At 70.6% G+C, this 23,976-nt stretch carries 17 protein-coding genes and 1 pseudogene; 11 read left to right on the top strand and 7 right to left on the bottom strand.

What is annotated here, in order from left to right; all coding sequences use genetic code 11:
- The first annotated feature begins 129 nt into the window (after nt 1-129).
- From AB0412_RS30290 to AB0412_RS30265, 6 genes are all read left to right on the top strand, one after another.
- Complete coding sequence (locus AB0412_RS30290; RefSeq protein WP_366405779.1) at nt 130-825, top strand: TetR/AcrR family transcriptional regulator; 696 nt, start codon at nt 130-132, stop codon at nt 823-825.
- Nucleotides 826-988: 163 nt separating this feature from the next.
- A complete protein-coding gene (locus tag AB0412_RS30285; RefSeq protein ID WP_366405777.1) occupies nt 989-1,807 on the top strand; it encodes an SDR family oxidoreductase in 819 nt (272 codons plus the stop codon).
- Complete coding sequence (locus AB0412_RS30280; protein WP_366405776.1) at nt 1,804-2,619, top strand: enoyl-CoA hydratase-related protein; 816 nt, start codon at nt 1,804-1,806, stop codon at nt 2,617-2,619. Before AB0412_RS30285 ends, AB0412_RS30280 begins: the two co-directional genes overlap by 4 nt.
- Nucleotides 2,606-3,835 (top strand): acyl-CoA dehydrogenase family protein, encoded by a 1,230-nt coding sequence (locus AB0412_RS30275; protein ID WP_366405775.1) that lies wholly within the window; start codon nt 2,606-2,608, stop codon nt 3,833-3,835. Before AB0412_RS30280 ends, AB0412_RS30275 begins: the two co-directional genes overlap by 14 nt.
- Before the next feature lies 1 nt (nt 3,836).
- Nucleotides 3,837-4,619, top strand: a complete 783-nt coding sequence (locus AB0412_RS30270) for an SDR family oxidoreductase (protein WP_366405774.1) — start codon at nt 3,837-3,839, stop codon at nt 4,617-4,619.
- A 243-nt stretch (nt 4,620-4,862) separates the two neighbouring features.
- On the top strand, nt 4,863-5,522 hold the full coding sequence (locus AB0412_RS30265; protein ID WP_366405773.1) for a TetR/AcrR family transcriptional regulator: 660 nt from the start codon (nt 4,863-4,865) through the stop codon (nt 5,520-5,522).
- Here AB0412_RS30265 and AB0412_RS30260 read toward each other — a convergent pair.
- Genes AB0412_RS30260 through AB0412_RS30250 form a run of 3 tightly spaced genes read right to left on the bottom strand, consistent with a single transcriptional unit; the run spans nt 5,506 to nt 9,801 of the window.
- Entirely contained in the window at nt 5,506-6,873 is a 1,368-nt protein-coding gene (locus AB0412_RS30260; protein WP_366405772.1) for a phenylacetate--CoA ligase family protein, read from the bottom strand. The genes AB0412_RS30265 and AB0412_RS30260 overlap by 17 nt on opposite strands.
- Nucleotides 6,870-8,534 (bottom strand): carboxylesterase family protein, encoded by a 1,665-nt coding sequence (locus AB0412_RS30255; RefSeq protein ID WP_366405771.1) that lies wholly within the window; start codon nt 8,532-8,534, stop codon nt 6,870-6,872. Before AB0412_RS30255 ends, AB0412_RS30260 begins: the two co-directional genes overlap by 4 nt.
- 28 nt (nt 8,535-8,562) lie before the next feature.
- Nucleotides 8,563-9,801, bottom strand: coding sequence for a choice-of-anchor Q domain-containing protein (locus tag AB0412_RS30250; RefSeq protein ID WP_366405770.1), 1,239 nt, complete (start codon nt 9,799-9,801; stop codon nt 8,563-8,565).
- Between the two features lie 326 nt (nt 9,802-10,127).
- On the opposite strand from AB0412_RS30250, the gene AB0412_RS30245 reads away from it, so the two are divergent.
- Both AB0412_RS30245 and AB0412_RS30240 read left to right on the top strand, forming a co-directional pair.
- Nucleotides 10,128-10,298: a hypothetical protein gene (locus AB0412_RS30245; protein WP_366405769.1), complete on the top strand. Its 171-nt coding sequence runs from the start codon at nt 10,128-10,130 to the stop codon at nt 10,296-10,298.
- A 2-nt stretch (nt 10,299-10,300) separates the two neighbouring features.
- Entirely contained in the window at nt 10,301-10,774 is a 474-nt protein-coding gene (locus tag AB0412_RS30240; RefSeq protein ID WP_366405768.1) for a helix-turn-helix transcriptional regulator, read from the top strand.
- Nucleotides 10,775-10,819: 45 nt separating this feature from the next.
- On the opposite strand, the gene AB0412_RS30235 is transcribed toward AB0412_RS30240, so the two are convergent.
- Nucleotides 10,820-11,293, bottom strand: coding sequence for a diadenosine tetraphosphate hydrolase (locus AB0412_RS30235; RefSeq protein ID WP_366405767.1), 474 nt, complete (start codon nt 11,291-11,293; stop codon nt 10,820-10,822).
- 71 nt (nt 11,294-11,364) lie between these two features.
- The gene (locus AB0412_RS30230; protein WP_366405766.1) at nt 11,365-13,515 is read right to left on the bottom strand and encodes a SpoIIE family protein phosphatase; all 2,151 of its coding nucleotides are present in this window, start codon (nt 13,513-13,515) and stop codon (nt 11,365-11,367) included.
- 866 nt (nt 13,516-14,381) lie between these two features.
- Here AB0412_RS30230 and AB0412_RS30225 point away from each other — a divergent pair.
- Nucleotides 14,382-15,443 (top strand): PP2C family protein-serine/threonine phosphatase, encoded by a 1,062-nt coding sequence (locus AB0412_RS30225; protein ID WP_366405765.1) that lies wholly within the window; start codon nt 14,382-14,384, stop codon nt 15,441-15,443.
- Between the two features lie 856 nt (nt 15,444-16,299).
- Here the strand turns inward: AB0412_RS30225 and AB0412_RS30220 are convergent.
- Entirely contained in the window at nt 16,300-18,720 is a 2,421-nt protein-coding gene (locus tag AB0412_RS30220) for a SpoIIE family protein phosphatase (protein WP_366405764.1), read from the bottom strand.
- Between the two features lie 508 nt (nt 18,721-19,228).
- Nucleotides 19,229-20,458, bottom strand: coding sequence for an ROK family protein (locus AB0412_RS30215; protein ID WP_366405763.1), 1,230 nt, complete (start codon nt 20,456-20,458; stop codon nt 19,229-19,231).
- Nucleotides 20,459-20,578: 120 nt separating this feature from the next.
- Between AB0412_RS30215 and AB0412_RS30210 the strand changes: the two genes are divergently transcribed.
- On the top strand, nt 20,579-21,985 hold the full coding sequence (locus AB0412_RS30210; protein ID WP_366405762.1) for a hypothetical protein: 1,407 nt from the start codon (nt 20,579-20,581) through the stop codon (nt 21,983-21,985).
- Nucleotides 21,982-23,921: pseudogene (locus tag AB0412_RS30205) on the top strand (glycogen debranching N-terminal domain-containing protein). The gene AB0412_RS30210 and the pseudogene AB0412_RS30205 overlap by 4 nt, the downstream one beginning before the upstream one ends.
- Nucleotides 23,922-23,976 lie beyond the last annotated feature (55 nt).

The following is a 23,976-nucleotide window of genomic DNA, read 5'->3' as shown; positions in this document are numbered from 1 at the left end:
CGACAAGATCCCGCGCATCGTCCGGTTCGTCGACGCGCTGCGCCGCCTGCCGCCTGCCGCCCGCCGCCACTGAGCCTGCCCGCTTACCCATTTGTGATAGTGGCGTCGGATTCAAGTACAGTTCCCCGGATGGAGACTACTGCGCCCGAAGAGAACGACGGCGAACAGGCGCCACCCATGGCGCCCCTCTCGCACCTTCGTGAGCCACCCACGACGAAGCGCGGAGCGCGGACCCGCGCGGCTTTGGTGAAAGCCGCGCGGAAGGTTTTCGAACGGGACGGCTACCTCGACACCCGCCTGACCGACATCACCAAAGAGGCTCAATGCGCGGCGGGATCCTTCTACACCTACTTCGCCAACAAGGAAGAGGTGCTGGCCGCCGTCCTCCTGGAGGCGCAGGAGGACATGATGCACCCCGGCATGGGCCGGGTGCAGGGCACCGACGATCCCTATGCGGTACTCGAGGCGAGCAACCGCGCCTATCTCGCGGCATACAAACGGAACGCGAAGCTGATGGCACTGCTGGAGCAGGTCGCCCAAGTGGAACCGGAGTTCCGTGAGTTCCGAAGGCGGCGCGGGGACGCGTTCATCCGCCGCAACGCCCGCGGCATCGCCGACCTGCAGGCGCGGGGCGTCGCGGACCGTGAGGTCGATCCGATGATGGCGTCCCGTGCGCTGTCGGGAATGGTCAGCGTCATGGCCTACAACGCCTTCGTGCGCACTGAAGGGCAGGAAGAGGAAGGTGCGCCGGTGGACTTCGAGGAACTCGTGGCCACGGTCACCCGTCTCTGGGCGAACGCCCTGCGGTTCCCCGGCCACCGCTGAACCACCTGCCTCGTAGCCGCTCGATCCCCCTGGGTCGGGCGGCTTTCTCCACGTGGTTCCTTGCACGGACAGCGGTTCCGTGCGAGCGGCTATTGAACTTGACGTCGGATTCAACTATACAGGTTCGGACGCATCGCACGCCCCGTCGACGGAGAGGGTTGCCGTGAACGTCGCACGAAGAGTCGCCATCGTCACCGGTGGGGGTGGCGGTATCGGCAGCGCCCTGGTCACACGGCTCGCCCGCGAGGGTGTCAGGGTCGTCGTCGCAGACCTCGACGCTGAGACCGCGCGGGTGGTGTCGGAGACAGTCAACGCCGGCCATCCGGGAAGCACCGTCAGCGCCGGCGCGGACGTCTCGGACACCGAGCAGATCCAGCAGTTGGTCGATCTCGCGGAGAGCACGTTCGGTCCGGTCGACCTTTACTTCGCGAACGCGGGCATCGCGGGGGCACCCGGCCTCGACGCGAGCGAGCCGGACTGGGACCTCTCGATCGACGTGAACCTGCGAGCCCACATCCGTGCGGCCAAGCTGCTGGTACCACGGTGGCTCGAGCGCGGTGAGGGCTACTTCGTCAGCACCGCCTCGGCGGCCGGGCTGCTCACCCAGATCGGCTCCGCCACCTACGCGGTCACCAAGCACGCGGCCGTCTCCTTCGCCGAGTGGCTGAGCGTCACCTACGGCGATCGCGGGGTCCGCGTCAGCTGTCTTTGCCCGATGGGCGTGAACACCAGGCTGCTGTTCTCCGGGAACGAGTCCGGGGACGCCTTGGGACGAGCGGCGACGAGGGCCGTCACCTCCGCGGGTGACGTCCTGGAGCCGGCCGACGTCGCCGACTCCGTCCTGGCCGCCATCGAGGACGAGCGCTTCCTGATCCTGCCGCACGAAGACGTTCTCGCCATGTACCGGCAGAAGGGCTCGGACTACGACCGGTGGCTGCGCGGGATGCGCCGCTACCAGAGCTCCCTGCTGGCGCAGGCATGACCGGCGTGCCGCCGGGCGAGCTCGTCCTCGCCGAACACCGAGGGCCCGTGCTGGTGCTCACGTTCAACCGGCCCGTCAAGCTGAACGCCTGGACCGACGAACTCGAGGCCCGCTGTTTCGCGCTGCTCGACGCCGTCGAGGACGACCCGGACGTACGCGCCGTCGTGGTCACCGGGGCGGGACGCGGCTTCTGCGCGGGAGCCGACCTCCGACTGCTGCAGACGGCCGGCGAGGTCTTCGAGGCGGACCGGGCACCGCGCCGTCCGCGGGACGTACCGCGGACCCTGCGCAAGCCGCTGATCGGAGCGATCAACGGGGTGGCCGCCGGCCTGGGCATGGTCGAGGCGCTCTACTGCGATCTCCGCTTCGGCTCGCCCTCGGCCCGGTTCACCACGGCATTCGCGCAACGCGGGCTGATCGCCGAGTACGGGATCTCCTGGCTGTTGCCCCGGCTGGTGGGGCACAGCCGGGCAGCGGACCTGTTGCTGTCGAGTCGGATGGTGGATGCCGAGGAGGCCTTCCGCAGCGGACTCCTCGACCACCTGGTCCCCACCGGCAGCGTGGTCGATGCCGCCGTCGCCCATGCCGCCGATCTGGCGCGGCACTGCTCCCCGGCATCCATGGCCACCATCAAGAGCCAACTGAGCAACGACGCGGACGGCACCTACGCCGATTCCACGACCCGGGCGGAAGACCTCATGCTCCAGGCCTTCCGCGGGTCCGACGTCGTCGAGGGCGTGGCCAGCCACCTGGACAAGCGCCCGCCCGACTTTCCCTCCCTCCCCGTAAGGAGTTCGGATGTCCCTGTTTGAGATGTCGGACCGCGCAAAGAAGTACCGGGCGGATCTGCTCGAGTTCATGGATGAGCACATCTACCCCGCCGAGGCGGTGTACCACGAGCAGATGCGCGCGTCCGGCGATCCGCACTTCCACCCGCCGGTCCTCGAGGAGCTCAAGGCGGAGGCGCGCAGGCGTGGACTGTGGAACCTCTTCCACCCGCACCCCGAGTGGGGCCCTGGTCTGACGAATCTCGAGTACGCGCCGCTGGCGGAGATCATGGGCCGCAGTCACATCGCCTCCGAGGCGTGCAACTGCAACGCGCCCGACACCGGCAACATGGAGGTGCTCACCCTCTTCGGCACCGACGAGCACAAGGAGAAGTACCTCAAGCCGCTGCTCGACGGGACGATGGCCTCGGCCTTCGCGATGACCGAGCCGCGGGTCGCCAGTTCCGACGCCACCAACATCGAGTTGCGGATGGAGCGCGACGGCGACGAGTACATGCTCAACGGCCGCAAGTGGTTCGCCTCGAACGCGATGCACAAGAACTGCAAGGTGCTCATCGTGATGGGCAAGACCGACCCCACGGCGGCCCCGCATCGACAGCAGTCGATGATGGTCGTCCCGATCGACACCCCCGGGGTCACTGTGGTCCGCAACCTCCCGGTGTTCGGGTACGCGGATCGCGAGGGCCATGCGGAGATCATCTTCGAGAACGTCCGGGTGCCGGCCAAAGACGTGCTCAAGGGCGAGGGCGAAGGTTTCGCGATCAGCCAGGCCCGGCTCGGGCCCGGTCGTATCCACCACTGCATGCGAGCCATCGGCGCGGCCGAGCGGGCGCTGGAACTGATGTGCCGGCGCGCACAGTCACGGGTGACCTTCGGCAGTCCGGTTGCCGAACGGTCCAACATCCAGGACTGGATCGCGGAAGCGCGTATCGACATCGAGATGATCCGACTGCTGACGCTCAAGGCCGCGTATCTGATGGACACGGTCGGGAACAAGGAAGCGCGCACCGAGATCGCGGCCATCAAGGTGGCCGCCCCCAATATCGCGTTGAGGATCGTCGACCGCGCGATCCAGGTGCACGGGGGAGCGGGAGTCACCGACGACTTCCCGCTCGCGATGATGTACGCGGGTCTGCGGACGTTGCGGCTGGCGGACGGTCCTGACGAGGTCCACAAGCGGGCCATCGCCAAGCAGGAACTGCGGCAGTACCGCGACGCGGCGCCGACGGTGGTGAGCTGAGATGGCAGGAGTCGATCTCACCGGTCGCACGGCCGTCGTCACCGGGGCCTCGCGCGGCATCGGGCTGGCCATCGCCCAGGCCATCGCGGAGGCCGGCGGAAACGTCGTCCTCACCTCCCGCTCCCAGGAGGCGGCGGACGCAGCCGCGGCCCAGGTCAAGGGCACAGCGGTCGGCGTCGGTGCGCACGCGGTCGACGAAGAGGCGGCCCGGCGCTGTGTGGAGCTGACGCTGGAGCGCTTCGGCAGTCTGGACATCCTCGTCAACAACGCGGGGACCAACCCGGCCTACGGGCCGGTCATCGAGCAGGACCACGGCCGGTTCGCGAAGACCTTCGACGTGAACCTGTGGGCGCCCGTCCTGTGGACGGGTCTGGCCACGCGGGCCTGGATGGGGGAGCACGGCGGGGCGGTCGTCAACACCGCGTCGGTGGGCGGCATGGCCTCCGAGGCGAACATCGGGCTGTACAACGCATCCAAGGCCGCGCTGATCCACCTCACGAAGCAACTGGCCCTGGAGCTCTCGCCGAAGGTCCGCGTCAACGCGGTGGCACCGGGAGTGGTGCGTACGAAGCTCGCCGAGGCCCTGTGGAAGGAGCACGAGCAGGCCGTGTCCGCGTCGATGGCGCTGGGCCGCATCGGGGAGCCTGCCGACATCGCCTCGGCGGTCGCCTTCCTCGTCTCGGACGCCGCGAGTTGGATCACCGGCGAGACCCTGGTGATCGACGGCGGGCAACTGCTCGGTGACGCGCTCCCGTACAGACCAGGAGCTGGTACCGGTGTCTAGTGCCCCGACGGGCGACGTTCGCCCCGGCGCGACGCGGTGAGGCCCGGACCCCGGCACGCTCCCCCACTGCCTTGAGGGCATGGGAGGTGCCCCCACTCGCCGCACCGGCCGGTCCAGACCCCACTGAGCCGCCTGGGGCGGTCCGAGTCGATGCCCGACAACCTGAGGACCGCCTCCGTCCCTTCGCCTTACATGCCCCGTGTGCAGGTTCCGTCCGTCTGTGCTTCCTCTAGAGTCGGCCCTATGACGGAGGCACCGGTCCAGGCCCGCGGCGCGCGGTCCCGTGACGCGATACTGGACACCGCCGGCGAACTGATGTCCCGCTACGGCTACGCCGCCACCTCCATCTCGATGATCTCCTCCGCATGCGGGCTGCCGGTCAGCTCGATCTATTGGCATTTCGGCAGCAAGGACGGGATCTACGTCGCGGTGCTGGAGCGAGCCAGGACCGCGCTGCTGGCGGCCCTGCCCCCGGGCGAGGTACCGGGCGCCGACGTCGCGCAGCGTCTGGACACCTTTCTCACGCAGGTCGAGGACGCGTTCCGGCGTCACCCGCACGGTGTGAAGCTGCTGTTGGGGCTGGGCATGGTGCAGCAGGATGCCAGTGCGGCGGCCGTGGCCGAGGTACGTCGCTACCGAGACGCGCTGGTCGTCTGGGCCCGGGAGGCGGTCAGCTCCGTCTTCGCCTTGCGGGACCGCCCTGAAGTGGCGGACGAGTTGGCGCGCTTCACGCTGAGGTTGGCGAGCGGCACCGCCGTGGCCCGGTGGTTCGAACCGGATACCGTCCTGGAGACCGGACCGCTGCGCGTGGCGCTGCTGGCGCTGGCGGCTCACCACGGCATTCCGTTGCGGGGCGTCCCCGGCGAGGACGCCCCGTCTCGCGGCGTCACGACCAGGGAATGACGACCCGGTACTTGCCGCCCGGAGACTGCTCGGGTGGCTCGTCGGCGCGGTCGACGCTCACCTGGCCCGCCCCGTGGGCGCTGAGCAGGGCGATCATCTCCTTTCGCACCGCCGCCCACAGCCGGTCCCGATCGGCTCCGGCGGCGGACCGGATCCGCACCCGGACACAGCTGGGCGCCGTCTGGACGATCTGGAACGCGTCGATGTCCGGGATGCTCTCCAGGAGGGTCTCGAAGGCCATGGGCACGATACGGACGCTGCCGCCGTCCCGACGCGGGAAGGACAGCAGGTCGGCCGCGCGGCCGCGGACCTTGATCGCGGGGAGCCGATCTCCGCACGGACACGCGTCCGGGCGCAGCAGCACACTGTCGCCGAGGTCGTAGCGCAGGATCGGTTGCGCCCACCGGCACAAGCTGGTCAGGAGCACCGTGAAGGACTCCCGGCCCGGCGGGACCGGGCGGAGGTCCGAGTCGACGGGCTCCAGGATCAGCCAGTCGCTGTGGACGTGGAGCCATCCGAACCCGCAGCCATAGGCCAGGGCGAGGCTCTCGTTGCAGCCGTAGGTGTTGACCAGGCGTGCCCCGAAAGCGGAGCGGATCCTTTGGTGGTCGCGGTCACTGACGCCCTCGGCCAGCAGCGACACCACCGCCGGGGCGATGCACAGCCGGCCGGCCAGCTGCTCGCCGGCGAGCAGCGCGATCACAGTGGCGTAGCCGGCCAGGAACACCGGGCGGTACCGATTGAGCTGGTCCACCAGCTCGGGCAGCGGGCTGTGCGCCGACAGCACCCGGCTGCTCCGGGTGGACAGCCGACCGGCCGCGCGGGAGCGGGCGATGACGGCGTACGCGGCCAGATGACCGCTGGTGGCCACTATGTGCGCCGACCGCATGCGGCGAACGAGCAGCCGGGCCGTCACCGAGGGAGTGAGGGACCGCCGGGCGGCCCGCAGCGACAGGGCCCTGACCACCGCCGCCGCGTGGTCGTCGAGCAGGAACAGACCGCGGTGGCCGGTGGTCCCGGACGTGGTGGTGACCAGGTATCTGTCCAGGAAGCGTTCGCCGACCCGCCGGCGATCCGCGACGAAGGCCCGGAGCCGGTCGATGGTCACCTCGGGATCCGTGACCCAGTCGTCGAAGCGCGCCATCAGGTCCTGTTTGTGCGTGACCGGCAACAGGGCGGGGTCCTCGACGCGTTCGGGCAGAGTCCGGTACAGCTCGCGGTAGTACGGGGAGTTGGTGCGGGCGAAGTCGACCATCGAGGCCAGCCGCTCCCGCTGTAGGTGCGCCAGGGCGTCCGGGCCCTGCCGGAGGGTCCGGCATCCGTCCCGGACCAGGGCGAAAGCCGATGTCATCGCTCTGCTCCTCGGGGGCCGGGGGAGCGCTGCCAGAACGCGCAGTGGTGGTCGGCCGCGAACCCGGTGGTCGGTCCTACCCGGTCCGGTGCCAGCACCTGGATGCGATCCTCGCCGGCCGTGTAACGCGGCCAGGGCGGAGTCCCGGGCGCGTTGGGGTCGCCGGTGGCCGCGAAGCGGGCCCAGTAGGCGGTCATCGTGGCGGACAGCCGCCGCTGGGCCGGTGTCAGGGGCGCCAGCGCGTTCGTGGGGAAGAGATAGGCCAGTTCGGAGGCGTGGAAGGCGCCTTGTGGTGTGTGCGGTGCCGGGATGAACGGTGGTGCCTGCGGGTCGTGGAACTCGTAGGCGTAGACGGGCACCCGGCTGTCGTACAGCCGGCTCTCGGCCCATGCCGGGCAGGCGAACCGCTGGTCGGTGCCGACGGCGGAGTACGCCAGGTTGGGGGAGGGATACGCCGAGGCGGGGTAGGTGTCGAGGACCGCGGCCGCACGGTTGCCGTGCTGGAGCTGGATGAGCGCGGCGTACGAGGCGGGGGTCAGCGGGCCGCCGCCGAGCAGATCAACGTACAGAGCGGTGAAGTAGCGGTATTCGTCGTGCGTGCTGCCGCTCAGCGTCGGGACGGCGTTCACTCGTCCATCGGCCCATGCCTCGTGCGGTGGTCGCGGCAGGACGCGCGGCCCGGTGTTCGGACTCCACAAGGACGAGGCGCCGGTACCGGTGGGGCGGATGAGTTCGGTGACGGGCACGGTGCGCAGACAGGCCGTCGCGGTCGTCGGGTCCGTACAGCCGACCGAGGCCGCGAATTCGCTTCCCTTCCGCTCGGCCGCGGCGAGCGTGAGAGGCGTCAGACCGCCGTCCGCGGCGGCACAGGCACCGCTCTGCTGGATCGCCCGGTGGAAGAGGCCCTTTGCGGTCGGTGAGGCGATATGGAGACACGTGTCCGCCGACCCGGCGGACTGACCGCCCAGCGTCACCCGGTTCCGGTCCCCGCCGAAGGAGCCGATGTTGCGCTGTACCCAGCGCAGTGCGGCCTGCTGGTCCATCAGGCCGTAGTCACCCGAGGCGCGGTCAGCGTCCTCGGCCGACAGGGCGGGGTGGGCGAGGAATCCCAGTGCTCCGAGGCGGTAGTTGACCGTCAGTACGACCACACCCCGCGCAGCAAGCGCTGCGCCGTCGTAGTCGCTGCCCGCGCCATAGGCGTTGCCTCCGCCGTGCAGCCACACCAGCACCGGGAGAGGCCGGCCGCTGGTCCGGGCGGGTGTCCAGACGTTGAGGTACAGGCAGTCCTCTACTGTGCTGCCGGTGCGGTTGGACTCGCCGGGCAGGACGGGGCGCCCGTCAGGGAGCAGCGTCAGCGGTAACTGGGGGCAGGGGTGGGCCGGTTCGGTGGCGTCCCGTACGCCGGACCACCGCGCGGCGGGGAGCGGCGGACGCCAGCGGAGCTCACCGGTCGGCGGGGCGGCGAACGGGATCCCGTGGAAGACCCGCCCCCCGTCGTGGACGGTCGCGCCCCGCACCCAGCCCCGGTCGGTGCGCACGAGCAAGGAGTCGGCGCCGGAGTGGGCGTGGGCGGAGAGCGGGGGAACGGTCAGTGACAGGAGCAGGGCCGCAACGGCGGTTGCGGCGCGGGCCAGGGCGTGGCGCAGACTCGGGGCTCTCATCCATCACTCCAGGTGTGGGGGTGCGGGGTCATGGCGTGCGCTCGTAGGCGCCGATGTCGCAGGCGGCGCCTAGGGGGCGGGCGACGCCGCGTTGATCGGTGGCCGGGCAGCCGTCGGCCGCGTCCAGGGCGGGGCTGCCGGGCAGCAGCGCCACGGTGTCGGTGGGGCCGCCGTTGTCCGCGAGCGGTCCGATCAGCGGCGCGCGGCTGGGCAGATCGCCGACCGCGCTGAGGCGGCAACTGCCGTCCCCATCGAGGTTGTTGCCTTGTGACTCGATGGTGGCGAGGGCCTTCTTGCAGTCGGCGGGCGCACCGTCGACGGTGTTGCCCGCGACGATGGTGTTACGCAGCGTCATCCGCCCCAGGGGCAGATCGATGATGTCGGGGATCGGTGAGGGCAGACTGTCGAGGTAGGCGGGGGCGATGTTGATTCCGCCCCCGCCGTCGGTCGAGCTGTTGCGGGTGATGGTCGAGTTGAGGATCCGCACGGTGCCCAGGCCGCGGATGTCGATGCCGCCGCCGTAGCCGCCGAGGCTGCCGGGGCGGTCGCCGGGGTCCGTCACCCGGTTGTCGGCGATCGTCGAGTTCGTCACGGTGCCGCTGTCGTCGAACCTGATGCCCCCGGCCTCTCCCGCGGCGTTCCCGCTGACCGTGCTCTCCATGAGATCCAGGTGGGAGTCCGGGACGTTGAAGATGCCGCCGCCGTACCCGGCGGAGTTCCCGGTCACGGTCACCCGACGCAGCGTCAGGTGCCGTGCGTTGGCGATGCCGCCGCCACCGGTGTCGGCGAAGGGCAGTTCGCGCTGCACGGCCCGTCCCCCGGTGATCGTCACATCGGACATGCGGGTGTCCGCCCGCAGGCGGAAGACCCGGTCCACGCGGTCCGCGTCGATGACGGTGCTGCGCGCGCCGGTGCCCTGGATCGTGGTGGGGGCGTCGACGTTCAGGTCGCCCGTGGTCGGGTCGGGATGGTCGCCGATGATCAGTCGCGGGTCGGGCGGGATCGTGAGCCGGTAGCGGCCCGGGGGCAGCGTGATCGTACTGCCCGGCTGGGCGTTGGCCGCCATGACAGCGGCGCGCAGGCTGCATGCGCCGGACGCGGTGCGGCACCGGCCGTCCGACGGGTCGGCGTCCACGGCGTCGGCGGTGGTGTCCACGGTGAACTCCGTGGGGCCGGCACCCCCCGGATCGGCGGCACTGGTGGCGGGATGCGCCGCACTGGCAAGGAGGACGGCGGCAAGCACCGCCGGGATGACATTGACCTTCATGGGTGAACCCCTCTCGGCGAGGCATGGGGGCGTACCAGGACTCGGCTGCTGCGAGACATGCGTGCCGGTGCGCCATGCGCGGCTCATGCGGAGAACGTGGCGGGGTTGCGCTGGAGCGGCGACGCCGACCGAAGAGCAGAAGGTGAACCGGCGGAGCGGGCGAACAGGTCCGCGTCTGTAGGGAGCGTTCCATTCAGAGTCGGTGATGTCTACACGCCCGCAGAGAAATGGCCGAGCGGACGGTGCCGCCGGAAGTCAGCTCCGCGGAGGGGGGACATGGGGTTGGCGACGGCGACCGGTTGCCGCCGGACGAGACCGTGACAGCGGTGGCTCACGCGGTCGCGGCCGCACCGCTGTCTGGCCGAGGCGACTTCGACACCGCGCAGACACACATCACCAAGGCCCTGCACCATGCCGAACTTCTCGCCGACACCAGCGACCTGGGCTACGCCCGGACCGCCTCGCCCGACTCAGAGCGGCCCAGGGCGACCACCTGACGGTGGTCGAGGCGCTGCGCCCACTGGCCGGATCACTCACCGGACACCGGGCGGCCGCCGACGAACCGGGCGTCTTCCCCTGGCGGCAGCTGCACTCGCTGCTCACCTCGCAGGAACTCACTGTCGCGCAACTCGCCGCCCAGGGCCCGAGTAACCGGCAGATCGCCCGCGAACTGACCCTGGGCGTGCGGACGATCGAGTACCACCTGGGACATGTCTACGCGAAGCTCGGCCTGACGTCGCGGCTGGTCCGGTCGCTGCGCTCGGCACTGGCCTCTGATTCCCAAGAAGCCATATCGATCGAGCCCGCGACCGGGGCCGGTGGCGCTTCAGCGGGCGCATGGGCCGTTGCCGCCGCACAGCGTCGACCGGCACGTCCACCGCTGAGAGTCGACGCCAGGGTCTCGGCGAGTTCGTCCCAGGCGATCACTCGAGGTTCCAACGCCCGTTCTGCTTCATCAAGTTTGGAACACTGACGTGTGCCGGCGCTCGACCGGTCGGTCGGTGGCCGGCGTCACGTGTCAGGACGTCAGTCTGTCCAGCTCCTCGCCGATCGCGTCGCGCAGGGCGCAATGCTGCGGACCGAGCGCATACCGCTCGTCGCTCCACCGGTCGGACGGATACAGCCACACCGGCCGGGCCACGAGATCGGCCGGCTCCCAGTCGAACCGCGGCCACACATGCGCATGCAGGAACGGGTCGGTGTTCCCCAAGATCTCCAGATTGATCCGCCGGAAGGCCGGATCCAGTCGGTTGCAGGCACGTTCGACCGCCTCGCCCAGCGTGTCCATGTCCGACAGAAACGCCAACCGCTTGCCTCTGGGAAGCTCCGAGAGCCGCTGAACCGCCGGATCATCCACCAGGAGCACCGAGTACCCCGGGAGGAACTGAACGTCTCCGATCACCGCGAATCCTGCCATCAGTCTTCGGAGCACCGCCGGATTCCGCCCCTGCAGCGCGCTGCCGATCCGGTCCTTCCGCCACCCGTCCGTCATGATCGGCGACCTTACCTGCCACTGATCGCCCGACCATCGAGCACGCTCGAGAACAGCCTCGCTCCAAGCCTTCAGCCGCTCTCGTCGTCTGCCGGGGTGCTGATCGCGCCGAGATCTGCGGTGCCGATGAGCAGGAGGGCGATGTCGTCGTTGCGAGTGGCGGATCGGGTGGCGTGGTGGATGAGGGTGTCGGCGAGGCTGTCCACGGTCTGCTGTGATGCGCAGGCGAGTTGTGCGGCCAGGTCGGCGGTGCTCTGGCCGAGGTCGACGCCGGGGGTTTCTATGAGGCCGTCGGTGTACAGGGCGAGCAGTGTGCCGGGCGGCAGGGGGATGTCGATGCTGTCGTAGCGGGCAGTGGGATCGAGGCCCATCAGCAGGCCAGGGGGGAGTTCGATGACCTGGGCCGGGCCGCTGCGGTGGCGCAGGAGTGGCGGGGGGTGGCCCGCGGTCGTGAGACAGGCACGGTGCCGGGCCAGGTCGAGGTGCACGTAGAGGCAGGAGACGAACAACTCGGTCTCGATGTCGGCCAGGAAGCGGTTGGTGCGTGCGAGCACCTGGTCAGGGGGTGCGCCGGCGGTCGCGTGGGCGTGGACGGCGGTACGGACCTGACCCATGAGTGCGGCGGCGGTGACGTTGTGTCCCTGGACGTCGCCGATGATCGCTGCGGCGGTGGTGTCGCTCAGGCGGATGAAGTCGTAGAAGTCGCCGCCGATGTCCATGCCGTGGGCGGCGGGCAGGTACCGAGCGGCCACGGTGATACCGGCCATGGTGGGGAGGCTGCCCGGCAGGAAGGCCCGCTGGAGGCTGTGGGCGAGGTCGTGTTTGGCGTCGTAGAGGCGGGCGCGGTCCAGGGCCTGGGCGATGAGACCGGCCAGGGAGGTGGCGGTGGCTCGTTCGGCGGCGGTGAAGGCGTGGGGGTGCTGATAGGAGATGGTGCAGCAGCCGACGGGGCGGCCGGACGTGATCAGTGGCAGGAACGCCCACGCCTGCTTGCCGCTGAGAGGGGTTGCCTGCGGATAGGTGCCCGCCATGTGCTCGGGCGCGTCGAAGAATGCGGGGGTGCCGCTGGTCATGACGTGGCCGGCGGGCGTGACGTCGGTGTGCAGGGGTTGGCCGTCCAGGAGCCGGATGGCCTCGTCGGTGTAGCCCCTGTGCCCGATGATCTTCAGGCGGTCGGCCTCGGCTGTGGAAAGGATCAGGCCGTGGGCGCCGAAGGCGGGTAGTACCTGGTCTGCGACCAGGTCGACGACATCCTGCACGCCGACGGTTTCGGTGAGCGCGACCGCCAGGTGCATCAGCTGGTACAGGCGTCCGACGTCGGCGTTGCCGGCCGAGGCCTCGGAACGCGACCGCAGGGTGGTGGGCGGGTGGGAGCTCGGCCCGGGGCCGGCGGGGCTGATCAGCACGCTGATGCCGGAGGCGTCAGGGTAGAGCCGCAGCTCGAGCTGGTGGTCCGGAGGGCGCAGGACGGTGCAGGTGACCGGCCGGCGGGTGACGAGCGCAGTGCGGTAGCCGTCTTCGTAACTGCCGTCGTCCAGCCAGGGCAGTGACTGCTCCGGAAAGGTTCCGAGCAGTTGGTCGGTGCTGCGGCCGAGGAGGTGGGCGGCGGCGTCGGTGAGGAAGGAGATGCGGCCCTCGAGGTCCAGGGCGAGGCCGCCGGGGAGGCGCTCGGCGAAGTCGCCGGCGTTCGAGGGGGAAGGTACGGGGCCCGGGCGGTGCAGCGGGGTGACGCGCGGCTTGCCCGGGATGGCGGGAGGGTGCCCGGCGTCGTCCAGCACTCGGGCCAGTCGCCGGGCGGCAGCGGTGATGGTGCTGCGTTCGCGGGAGGTGAGGTGCGGCAGGCGGTTGGGGGGCCAGACCAGCAACAGGGCTCCCCAGCAGTGGCGGCTGCCGGTGAGGGGGGCGGCTGCCAGCGAGAGCTGGTAGGGCAGGGCTGCCGCGGCACGCGGGTAGGACCGGGCCAGATCCTCCTGGCTGCCCACCCACACCAGGCGGTGCTCGCGCACGGCGTCGGTGCCCGGCAGCCGGAGATCCAGCGGCACACGTCGCCACGGGCCGGCGAACCCCACCAGGGAGCCGCACACCACCACCAGGATCCCCACCCGCTCATGCTCGGCGATGAGAAAAACGCCCCCGCCCGAGGCCCCCGTGCGGCGCACCGTTGCGGCCAGTTCGTCATCCAGCTGCTCGTTGCCGCCCAATTCGTCGCGGGGCCGGTTCACCGCCGAACGCCTCGCAGGCCGGCTGTGCGGTGGGCGTGACGGCTTCGGCCGGCTTCCCCGCCGCGACCCGAAGACACCCTGATCTGCGGCCGGATCGCCCGTGCCCGGCGGCCCGCTCGCATCGCCGGGCGCTCCTGGTGATCCACCAGGACGGGCGGCCGGACGACGGCCGTGCAGGGCACCGCCTGGACGGTCAGCGGGCTGCAGGCACCATCCGGCCGGACATAACTCCGCAGAAGCCGCATATCGCTCATACAAAAACAATAGGCCTGCCCGCAGTGGCGCTGTTGATGCTTCGCAGCCGGAATCGCCGCGAGCACCAGATTGCCTTTGCCGCACCGTCCGCCGATGGCCGGCGGCGCTGATCCGTCGGAGACCCGCCGGGAGAGGCGTGCGCGCCACGGAAGACCGGGAGTGCGGGGCCCGGTGATGCTGCTGTCGCGGTTCAACCGGCCACACCGGCCCACAGCGGCGCACCCGCACCATGGCTGTGGCCTCGTCCCTCATCGCCGAGGAGGGCATCGCGCGGGCCTGTCATGCGAATGACCGCCGCACGCGTCGGCGTGCCGGTTGCCGCTTCACGGACCACGAGGTCGCCGTCTTCGGCGCGTACCTCAAGCACCGCCGACCGCCCCCGCGAGGCCGTCGCCGACCTCATCCACGCCCTGCCCGAGGGACGTCAGCGCGGCCTCGCCGCTCCGCCGCTGTCCGGTATCCAACAGATCCACGCCGAGGGGCCGTCCCTGTCCTGCTCGCGGCCCTGAGTGGAGCCTTGGGTTCCGGCAGGGCAGGCTGGACGCATGCGGTCGACATCTCGCTCGCTTCTCCGACCGGGAGCCGGCGTTCCTGGCCGATTTCTTTTCACCTTGGCGCAGTGCCTGCCCTTCGTGATCGCGCTCGCCGTATTGGTCATCGAGCTCACACCGGCCCACTTCATCTACACCGGCCCCCTTCTCACGGCGATGCCGGCGCTGGCAGCCGTGACGCTGGGCCCGAAGGGGACACTTGCAGCGGCCGCTCTCGCCCTCGCGATCAGCGTGACGACCGCCACGTACAACCAAGCGTGGACGACGCTGCAGGTCTATACCAATTTCCTGGCGCTGGCACTGGTATCCATTGCCGGTCTCCTCACCAGCAGCGCCGTGCAGGCGCGCAGACGGAGCGAACTGGAACAGGTGCGCCGCATCGCCATGGCAGCCCAGGAGGTCGTCCTGCGGCCCGTACCGGCACGACTGGGTCCCGTGCGGGCAGCCAGCCTCAGTCTCGCGGCCGGGACGGAGGCACAGATCGGCGGTGATCTGTACGAGGCAGTGGGGACCCGGTACGGAGTCCGGATGATCGTGGGAGACGTCCGCGGCAAGGGGCTCACGGCCATGCGCGCCGTCGGGGTCGCACTGGGTGCGTTCCGCGAGACCGCGCACTACGAGGACGAACCGACCGAGGTCATGAACCACTGTTCGGCCGCGCTGCAACGAGAGGTGGCCGTCCCGGGAGCGTACTCCCAGACGATTCGGCTGGAGGGATTCGTCACCGCCGTTCTGGCCGAGATTCCGGACGAACCCGTGGTGCATGTCGTCAACCGTGGCCATCCGGTTCCTCTGGTGCTGCACCGGGGCAGGGTGCACGCCCTGGTGCCCGCCTTGTCATGCCCGCCGCTCTGCCTGGAGGAACTTGTCACCGACCTTCCGCGCAAGGCCGAGAGCTATCCGTTCGCGGTGGGCGACCGTCTGTTGCTGTACACCGACGGTGTGACCGAAGCCCGCAACCGGGACAACGAATTCTTCGCCCTGGCAAAGACCATGGAGGCGGTCCGGGCCGACACCACACCGCAGGAATTCCTGGAGGAACTGCACCAGGCGCTGGTCCGCCACACCGGCGGTCACCTGACGGACGACGTGGCGATGATCCTCGTCGACCGGCTCGAATGACCGGACCGAAGCCGCCCAGCCCTTGACGATGATGGCCGCGGCGCACACAACAACTGGCCGGATCGGGCAGTCCCGAGACAGACAGCAGCCGCGGCCATCCGAAGCCGCCGGCCGCGTACGCACCACACACCCACACCGTCGACCGGCACGCCGCCCCCTCCCCAACGACCTCGCCGACACCCTCGGCCAGCCTCCCGGGCTCGGACCGTCCACCGTGAGGTTGTGACGGCGTCCGTGATCTCGTCGGCCGCAGTGATGCGAGCCGCCGTCGCGGTGTACTGACTGAGCCGGGTCTCGGAGCGGAGGCGACTCATGCGCCGACGACCGAGCGGCAACGTCCCAGGGCGCGTGGCCACTGCCGGAATCCGCTAAGTGACCTGGATGTTCGCCCCTAGGGGGTGTCCGCAAAGTCGCGTCTGCCCTGTGACGCCCGGCACGCACTCTCGCCGCACCGGGCGGACACCCGAGTACAACCAGTACGCGGATGTCCGCCCGGCACGCCGAGAGCACGCACCGGACGCCGCAGGGCCCGCCCTTCGGGCGGACGACGCGACTTTGCGGACACCCCCTAGGGCGGCGCGCGCCCAGCCGACCGCGGGCCATGGGGGTCTGCACAGTCGATGGCGTCGGCTGCGGCGCGCGCACGGCCGCGCCCCCGTGCGGTCGGCGCGGGCTGTGGGACGCGACTCGGCCGGCTCAACTGAGCAGATCCGCGCTGCCGACCGGTTCGCGCCGCTGTTGTCCGTCGATGCGGTGCCGCTCGAGCACGAGCGCCGGTGCACCTTTTGCCGCACGCGCTGGATCTCGCCGATGGGCCGGTCCTCCTCCTCAGGAGCGCCACGGTGTCTCGAGCCGGTCAGACGGGTGGGCCGGCCAGCGGTTGTTCAGTCCACACGGTCTTGCCCTCGTGGGAGTAGCGCGTGCCCCAGCGTTCAGTCATCTGAGCCACCAGGAACAGGCCGCGCCCGCCCTCGTCGGTCGTACGGGCGCGGCGCAGGTGTGGTGAGGTGTGGCTGTTGTCGCTGACCTCGCACACCAGACACCGTTCACGGATCAGCCGCAGGGTCGCAGGGCCGCCGGCGTATCGGTAGACGTTGGTGACCAGTTCGCTGGCGATCAACTCGGTGGTGAACTCCAGATGCTCCAGACCCCATTCGGTCAGCTTGGCCGAGGTCAGAGCCCTGGCACGAGCGGCGCTCGAAGGCTCCGGCGGCAGTTGCCAGGAGGCGACATTCTCCGGTGGCAGCATGCGGGTACGAGCGATCAGCAAGACGACGTCGTCACTGGGGAGCGAGGGGACCAGCGCGTCGACCACTGCGTGGCATGTCCGTTCCAGCGTGCCCGCAGGCCGGGTGAGCGCCGCGCACAGCTTCGTCAGACCGACGTCGCCATCGACGTGGCGTTCACCGATGATTCCGTTGGTGTACAGGCACAGCAGACTTCCCTCGGCCAATTCGATGTCCTGGGCCTCGAACGGCAAGCCGCCCAGGCCGAGCGGTGGGCCGGCGGGCAGGTCGAGCAGAGCCACCTGTCCGTCCGGAGCGGTCATGACCGGTGGTGGGTGACCGGCGCGGGCCACGGAGCAGAGGCCGGAGACCGGGTCGTACACGGCGTACAGGCAAGTGGCGCCGATGACCTGCTCACCCACCGGTCGTTCGCCGACTGCTTCCTGTTCGGCCGCCAGCAGGTTGACCAGGTCGTCGAGGCGGGAGAGGACCTCGTCCGGTTCCAGATCGAGGCTGGCGAGCGTATGGACGGCGGTGCGCAGCCGGCCCATGGTGGCGGCGGCATGGATGCCGCGCCCCACTACGTCTCCGACGACGAGAGCGACCCGGGCCCCGGACAGGGGAATGACATCGAACCAGTCCCCGCCCAGGCCCGGGCCCGCGCCGGCCGGCAGGTACCGAAGGGCCACCTCGACAGCCGACTGATCCGGTATCGCCCGGGGCAGAAGGCTGCTCTGCAAGGTGTACGCGGTCTGCTGATGCTGCGTGAAGCGCCGGGCATTGTCGATGGCGACGGCGGCGCGCGAGGCGAGTTCCTGAGCGAGGGTGAGATCGTCCGCCTCGAAGGGATCGGGGCGGCGCGAACGCCACAAGGTCATGACACCGAGCACCAGGCCACGCGCGGCAATCGGTACCACGATCAGGGAGTGGGTGCCCGGGTCCGGAGCGTGGGCCCTGTGACGGCCCTCCGCCGAGAACCAGTCGGGCGGGAGAACCGGCTCCAGGACGGGCTGTCCCTCGGCCAGGCATCCGGCCTGCGGTGTGTCGGGCCCGAACTCCACGGGCTCGCCGTGGGGGTGGGGCGGGCCGGTTTGCTGGGCACCGACACTGCAGGACCCCAGCCGCACCAGAGGCCCTGCCAGGGCCCGAGTCGGTTCCTCACCACGCGTCACCGGCTGAAGCAGGTCCACCGACGCATGGTCGGCGAGGTGAGGCACCATCACCTCGGCGAGTTCCCGCGCGGTCTCGGCCACGTCCAGGGTGGTCCCGATGCGGCTGCCGACCTGGTCGAGGAGCGCGAGCCGGCGCTGTGCCCGATGTCGTTCGGTGATGTCCTCGATCATCTCGGCCACACCGAGGATGCGGCCGGAGGGGTCTTCCATCCGGAAGGACGAGACCAACGCGACCCGCTCTCGGGCCGGATCCCGCTCCAGGCGAACGAACTGTTCGGAGTAGACCAGGGGTCTTCCCGTGTCCATCACCTGGCGCACGCGGTCCACAGCCTTGCGTGCGTCGTCGGGGAGCAGCATCCGGCCGGTGGGCAGCCCCCGAAAGTCTGCTGCCGGGACACCGCTGAAGCGTTCGATGGCCCGGTTGACCCGGAGAATCCTCAGGTCGGGGCCGTGGATGACCAGGCCGATCGGGCACTGGCGGTACAGTCCGTCGAGAACCGCGCGGTCCCTTTGCCATTCCAGGACGTCGACCGCGAGTGCCCCCGCAAGAAACCACTCACGGGCCCGGCCCCCGTGTGACAGCTCCTGGGCCCTGAGCCCCAGCTCCACGGGCCGCCCGTCGCGGTGCCGCAAGGTGAGGACGCCGAACCAGCCGCCGGCTCTCCTGCAGCTCGCCGCGGCCTCAGTGGCGGCCGGCAGATCACGAGGATCGACCAGGACCTCGAACGCCGGACGCCCGATCACGGCTGTGTCCGGATGGCCGAGCAGTTCCTGAGCCCGCCTGTTCCATCCGACCACGACTCCCCCGTCGTCGAGCACCGCCAGTGCGGGAAGGTGCAGGGCGAACGGATCGTCGTGGCCTTCGCTGAGCTGCGTCATCCGCTTCTCCACCGCTGAACACCACCGGGTACTCGGTCACCGAGGTTCTGCCGCGTGTCCTGACCGCGGCCGGTGACCGGCATGACGGCGTGCGTGGCGGTGGCTCGGCGTTCCCGAATGCTCGCTGACCTGCTGACTGTGTCAGCCTATGGAAACCCGGCGGAGGCCGCGACCTTGCCCGGCGCATGACGCTGGCGTGGCAGGCGCGAGGGACTACGGCAGGCACGGTGGCCGGCTCCTGACGAGGTACTACGGGCCAGTACACCGCCGTAGCGAGGGCCAGCGTTGAGATACGAGCGCCTCCGGTGAGGTCCGTAGTCAACGCGCTGTGAAGTTGCGGCGCCGTCCCGTAAGGGATCTGCGACATCGCGGCCAATACCGGCTGGGTCAGTGTCGGCACTGATCACGACACCGCCACGTCGCCGTATCCAGGGTGGCGAGAGTCGCGCTGCCACAAGGAGTCGGATTTTCACCATGCGGACAGTGCCACGGGACGGAAACCCGGACGTCATATACCCAGCGCCAACAGCCGTTCCTCCACGCGCTCCGGCGCGTACAGATACTCGACGACCAGCGCCCCGGCCCCCACGAGCCCGGCCTGCTCCCCCAGCTGCGAGGTCACGACGTCCAGACGAGCAGTGGAGCGCGGCAGGGCCCGCTGGTACAGCAATTCCCGTACGCCGGTGAGGAAGGGCGTTCCGGCCAGATCCCCGGCGATCATCAGCACCCCGGGGTTGAGCAGCGTCACGACGGTCGCCAGCACATCCCCGACCTGGCGCCCGGCCTCCCGCGCCAGCGCCGCCGCCTCCGGATGCCCCGACGCCAGCAGGTCCCGCACATCCGAGCCGGAGGCCGCCGGCACCCCGGCCTCGGCCAGCCGCCGGGCCACGGCACCACCGCTGGCGACGGCAGCCAGGCAGCCGTTCGACCCGCACCGGCACAGCGCGTCGGCGCCGACCCGGATGTGCCCGATGTCGCCCGCGCCCCCGTCGATGCCGCGGTAGACGGAGCCGTCCACGACAACCCCGGCACCGATGCCGGTCGACACCTTGACCAGTACGAACGCCGAGCAGTCCGGGTATCCCGTGCGCTGCTCGCCGTACGCCATGAGGTTGGCGTCGTTGTCGACGAGGACCGGCACCGGCGCGGCGTTCGTGTGCTCGCTGAAGGCCCTGGCGAGGCGGCCCCGTAGGTCGTAGCCGTCCCAGCCCGGCATCATGGGCGGCTGGACGACCCGGCCGGTCTCGCTGTCCACCGGTCCCGGCACGGCGAGCCCGATGCCGCACACCTCGTCGGCCCGTCGCCCGGCCTTCTCCAGCAGCTCGGCGAACCAGCGCCCCAGCCCGTCCAGCACCGCGTCCGGCCCGTCCTCGATCACCAGCGTGCCGCTGTGCTCGGCGAGGGTCGCGCCGGTCAGGGACACGACGGCGGCGCGAGCGTGCCGGGTGTCCAGGTCGGCGGCGAGAACGACCGCGTGCTCGCCGTCGAACTCCAGGGTGATGGAAGGACGGCCGCCCAGCGGGGAGGTCACGGTGCCGTGGGCGCCCTCGCGCAACCAGCCGGCACGGAAGAGCCGTTCGAGGCGCTGCCCGACGGTGGCACGGGAGAGCCCGGTGGCCTGCTGCAGGGCACCGCGCGTGACGGCACGTCCGCTGCGCACCAGTTCGAGCAGATCACCGGCGCCGGCCTGACCACCACTCTTGGTCCCCCTGCCCGTCCGTCCCGCTCGGCCGGTCATGCGCACCCCCTTGTGTTTCCCAACCCTGCATTACATATTGGGTTTTGCGTGTTAAATAGACGTAACTCTACGACGGCCATGACCGAAACCGGTCGGCCAGACGTCTTTCGGGGGTCCTGAGTGGATCGCACTGCCCAACTCACAGTCCGCCCCACGGCGTGTGATATTGCATACGATCCGCCCTCGGTGGCCGGCTCGTTGCACGTCAGGGCCGCCCGGGTGCTGGAGCACAACTGGACCGGCGCCTCGACGGTGCCCTCGCGCGGCCTGTATCCGCACCAGTGGTCGTGGGACTCGGCGTTCATCGCGATCGGCCTCAGGCACGTCTCGCCGCTACGGGCGCAGACGGAGCTGGAGACGCTGCTCGACGCCCAGTGGGGTGACGGGCGTGTCCCGCACATCGTCTTCAACCCCTCCATACCGCTCCGCGCCTACTTCCCGAGCCCCGACTTCTGGCGCTCCTCGACTGCGGGGCGCGCTGCGGGCGCCCCGCGCGCTGTACAGACCTCCGGCATCACGCAGCCACCGGTGCACGCGCTGGCGGCCTGGCTGGTGCACATCGCCGACCCGGGACTGTCCCGGGCCCGCGGCTTCCTCACCCGGGTGTATCCCCGCCTGGCCGCCTGGCACCGCTACCTGCTGCATCGCAGGGACCTCGGCTCCGGCGGTCTGGCGTCCGTCGTCCACCCCTGGGAACAGGGGATGGACAACAGTCCCTGCTGGGACGCCCCGCTGTCTCGCATCACCCCGGCCCCGGCTCGCTCCTTCCGCCGCGCCGACCTCGACCACAGGGCGGCCGAGGACCGGCCGACGGATCTGGACTACGGGCGGTATGTGCGCCTGGCGACAGACTACCGGGACGGCGGGTACGCCGATGGCTCCGGTGACTTCGCGGTCGAGGACCCGGCGTTCAACGCCCTGCTCATCGCCTCCGAGCACGCGCTGGCCAGGATCGCGCGGGAGCTCGGGGCGACGGGGACGGCCCGGCACGCACGCGCCCAGCGGTTGACGGCGGCGCTGATCGAGCGGATGTGGGACCCGGCGGAGGGCCTGTTCCTCTGCCGTGATGTCCGCGCCGGTGAGCTGGTGCGCGAGCGCAGCGTCTCCGGCCTGATCCCGCTGATGCTGCCCGGCCTGCCGCGGGACATCTCCGCGGCGTTGGTGCGCACGACGGCGTCCGAGCATTTCGGTCTCGGCAACTCGACCCGGCTCGTACCGAGTTACGACCTTCTGGGCGAGGCGTTCGAACCGCACCGCTACTGGCGCGGCCCGGCCTGGTTCAACACGAACTGGCTGCTGGAGTGGGGGCTGCGCGCGCAAGGGGAGCACCGACGTGCCAACGCGCTGCGCGAGGCGGTCCTGGATATCGCGCAGGCCTCCGACTTCGCGGAATACGTCGACCCGTACACGGGTGAGGCCTGCGGGGCGACCGGCTTCAGCTGGACCGCCGCGCTCACGCTCGACCTGCTGCACGGCCGAACCGAGACCACTGCACTGACGGGATTCGAGGGAGGGAACCCGGGATGACGGACCGGTATCATCTGCTCGTTCACGGGGGGACGTTCGCCGCCGTGGGCGACGGCGGGGACATCAGCGGCGTGCGGGGCGTCGGCTCCCCGGATGGGTTATTCGTACGCGACGCCCGGCACCTGAGCCGCTGGCAGCTCACCGTGGACGGGGCGGTGCCCGAGACGCTCTCACCCGTCGCCGACGGGGACACGGCCCGCTGCGTCCTCGTCCCGCGAGGCGGACGCCAGGAGCCGCCCGCGTACACGCTCTTCCGTGAACAGGCTGTCGGCGACAACTCGTTCATCGAATCGCTCCGCCTGATCAGCAACCGTCCGGTGCCGACGACGGTCCGCCTGGCGGTCACCGCGGACGCCGACTTCACCGACCAGTTCGAGCTGCGTTCCGACCACCGCACGTATGCCAAGACCGGCGCCACCCGTCCCCGTCAAGTCCTGGAAGACGGCGTGGAGTTCACCTACCAGCGAGGCGACTGGCGGTCGGTCACGACCGTGACGGCGGACCCCGCCCCCCACGGCGTCGAGGAGACGGGCACCGGCGCCCGCCGCCTGATCTGGACCCTGGACCTGGAACCGCACGGCACGGCCGAACTCATCCTCCGCGTGATGGCCCGCCCGCACGGCGACAAACGGGCTCTGCGCGTACCGCGATCCCCGGCCGCCCTCGACGACCACGACCGCGCCCTGGCGGACGAGGTCGCTGAGGGCGTGGCCTTGCCGGCCAGTTGGCCCGAGCTGGCCGCCGCGTGCGCCCGTGGCCTCGCGGACCTGGCCCTGCTCCAGGTACCGGCGACGGGCCCCGACGGCGAGGAGCTGCGCGTCCCGGCTGCGGGCGCACCGTGGTTCCTGACCCTCCTGGGGCGCGACGCCCTGCTGACGTCGCTGTTCGCTCTCCCCTACCGACCCCAGCTGGCCGCGGCCACTCTCCCCGCGCTGGCAGCGACCCAGGCGACGGAGACCAGCGTGGACGCCGTCTCCCAGCCCGGCAAGATCGTGCACGAGGTACGGCACGGCGAGCTGGCGCACTTCGGGCAGGTCCCGTACGGCCGCTACTACGGCTCGGTGGACGCAACCCCGCTGTTCCTGATCCTGCTGGGCGCGTACGCGGAACAGACGGGCGACACGAGCTTGGCCCGACGCCTCGAACCCCACGCCCGCGCGGCGATCGGCTGGATGCTGGACCACGGCGGCCTGAACTCCCGCGGCTACCTGACCTACCGAGCCGACCAGCACGGCCTCGCCAACCAGAACTGGAAGGATTCCCCCCCGGCGCCATCTGCTCGGCCGACGGCACTCGCCCCGCCGGAGCGGTGATGGCGGCGGGTGCCCAGGGCTACGCGTATGACGCCCTGCGCCGCACAGCGTGGCTCGCCCGCACGGTGTGGTGGGACGAGACCTACGCGGCCCTCCTGGAACAGGCGGCCGGCGACCTCCGCGACCGTTTCCAGCGGGACTTCTGGATGCAGGAGCACTCGTTCCCCGCCCTGGCGCTGGACGCCGTGGGCAACCAGGTGGACGCGCTGGCGTCGGACGCGGGGCATCTGCTCTGGTCCGGGCTGCTGGACAAGGAATACGGGAAGCTGGTGGGCCACCGCCTGCTCGAACCGGACTTTTTCTCGGGCTGGGGCGTACGTACCCTCGCCTCGGGCCAGCCGGCGTACCACCCCCTCTCCTACCACCGTGGCTCCGTCTGGCCGCACGACAACGCCATGATCGCCCTGGGCCTGGCCCGCTACGGCCTCCATGACGAGGCTGGCACGGTGGCCCACGCTCTGATCGACGCGGCAACGACAACCGGGCACCGTCTGCCGGAGGTCCTCGCCGGGTACGGCCGCGACACCCACCCGGAACCGGTGCCGTACCCGCACGCGTGCGTGCGGGAATCGCGTTCGGCGGCGTCACCGTTGGCGCTGCTGTCGGCGGTGGGGGGCACGTAGCGGGGCGCCCGCGGGGGCAGTTGGCCTGGCGTTCGGCGGGCGCTCGGGCGAGGTC

The sequence above is a fragment of the Streptomyces sp. NPDC052012 genome, assembly GCF_040689265.1.
Classification (GTDB): domain Bacteria; phylum Actinomycetota; class Actinomycetes; order Streptomycetales; family Streptomycetaceae; genus Streptomyces.
This window is presented reverse-complemented; position numbering and strand designations above follow the sequence as displayed.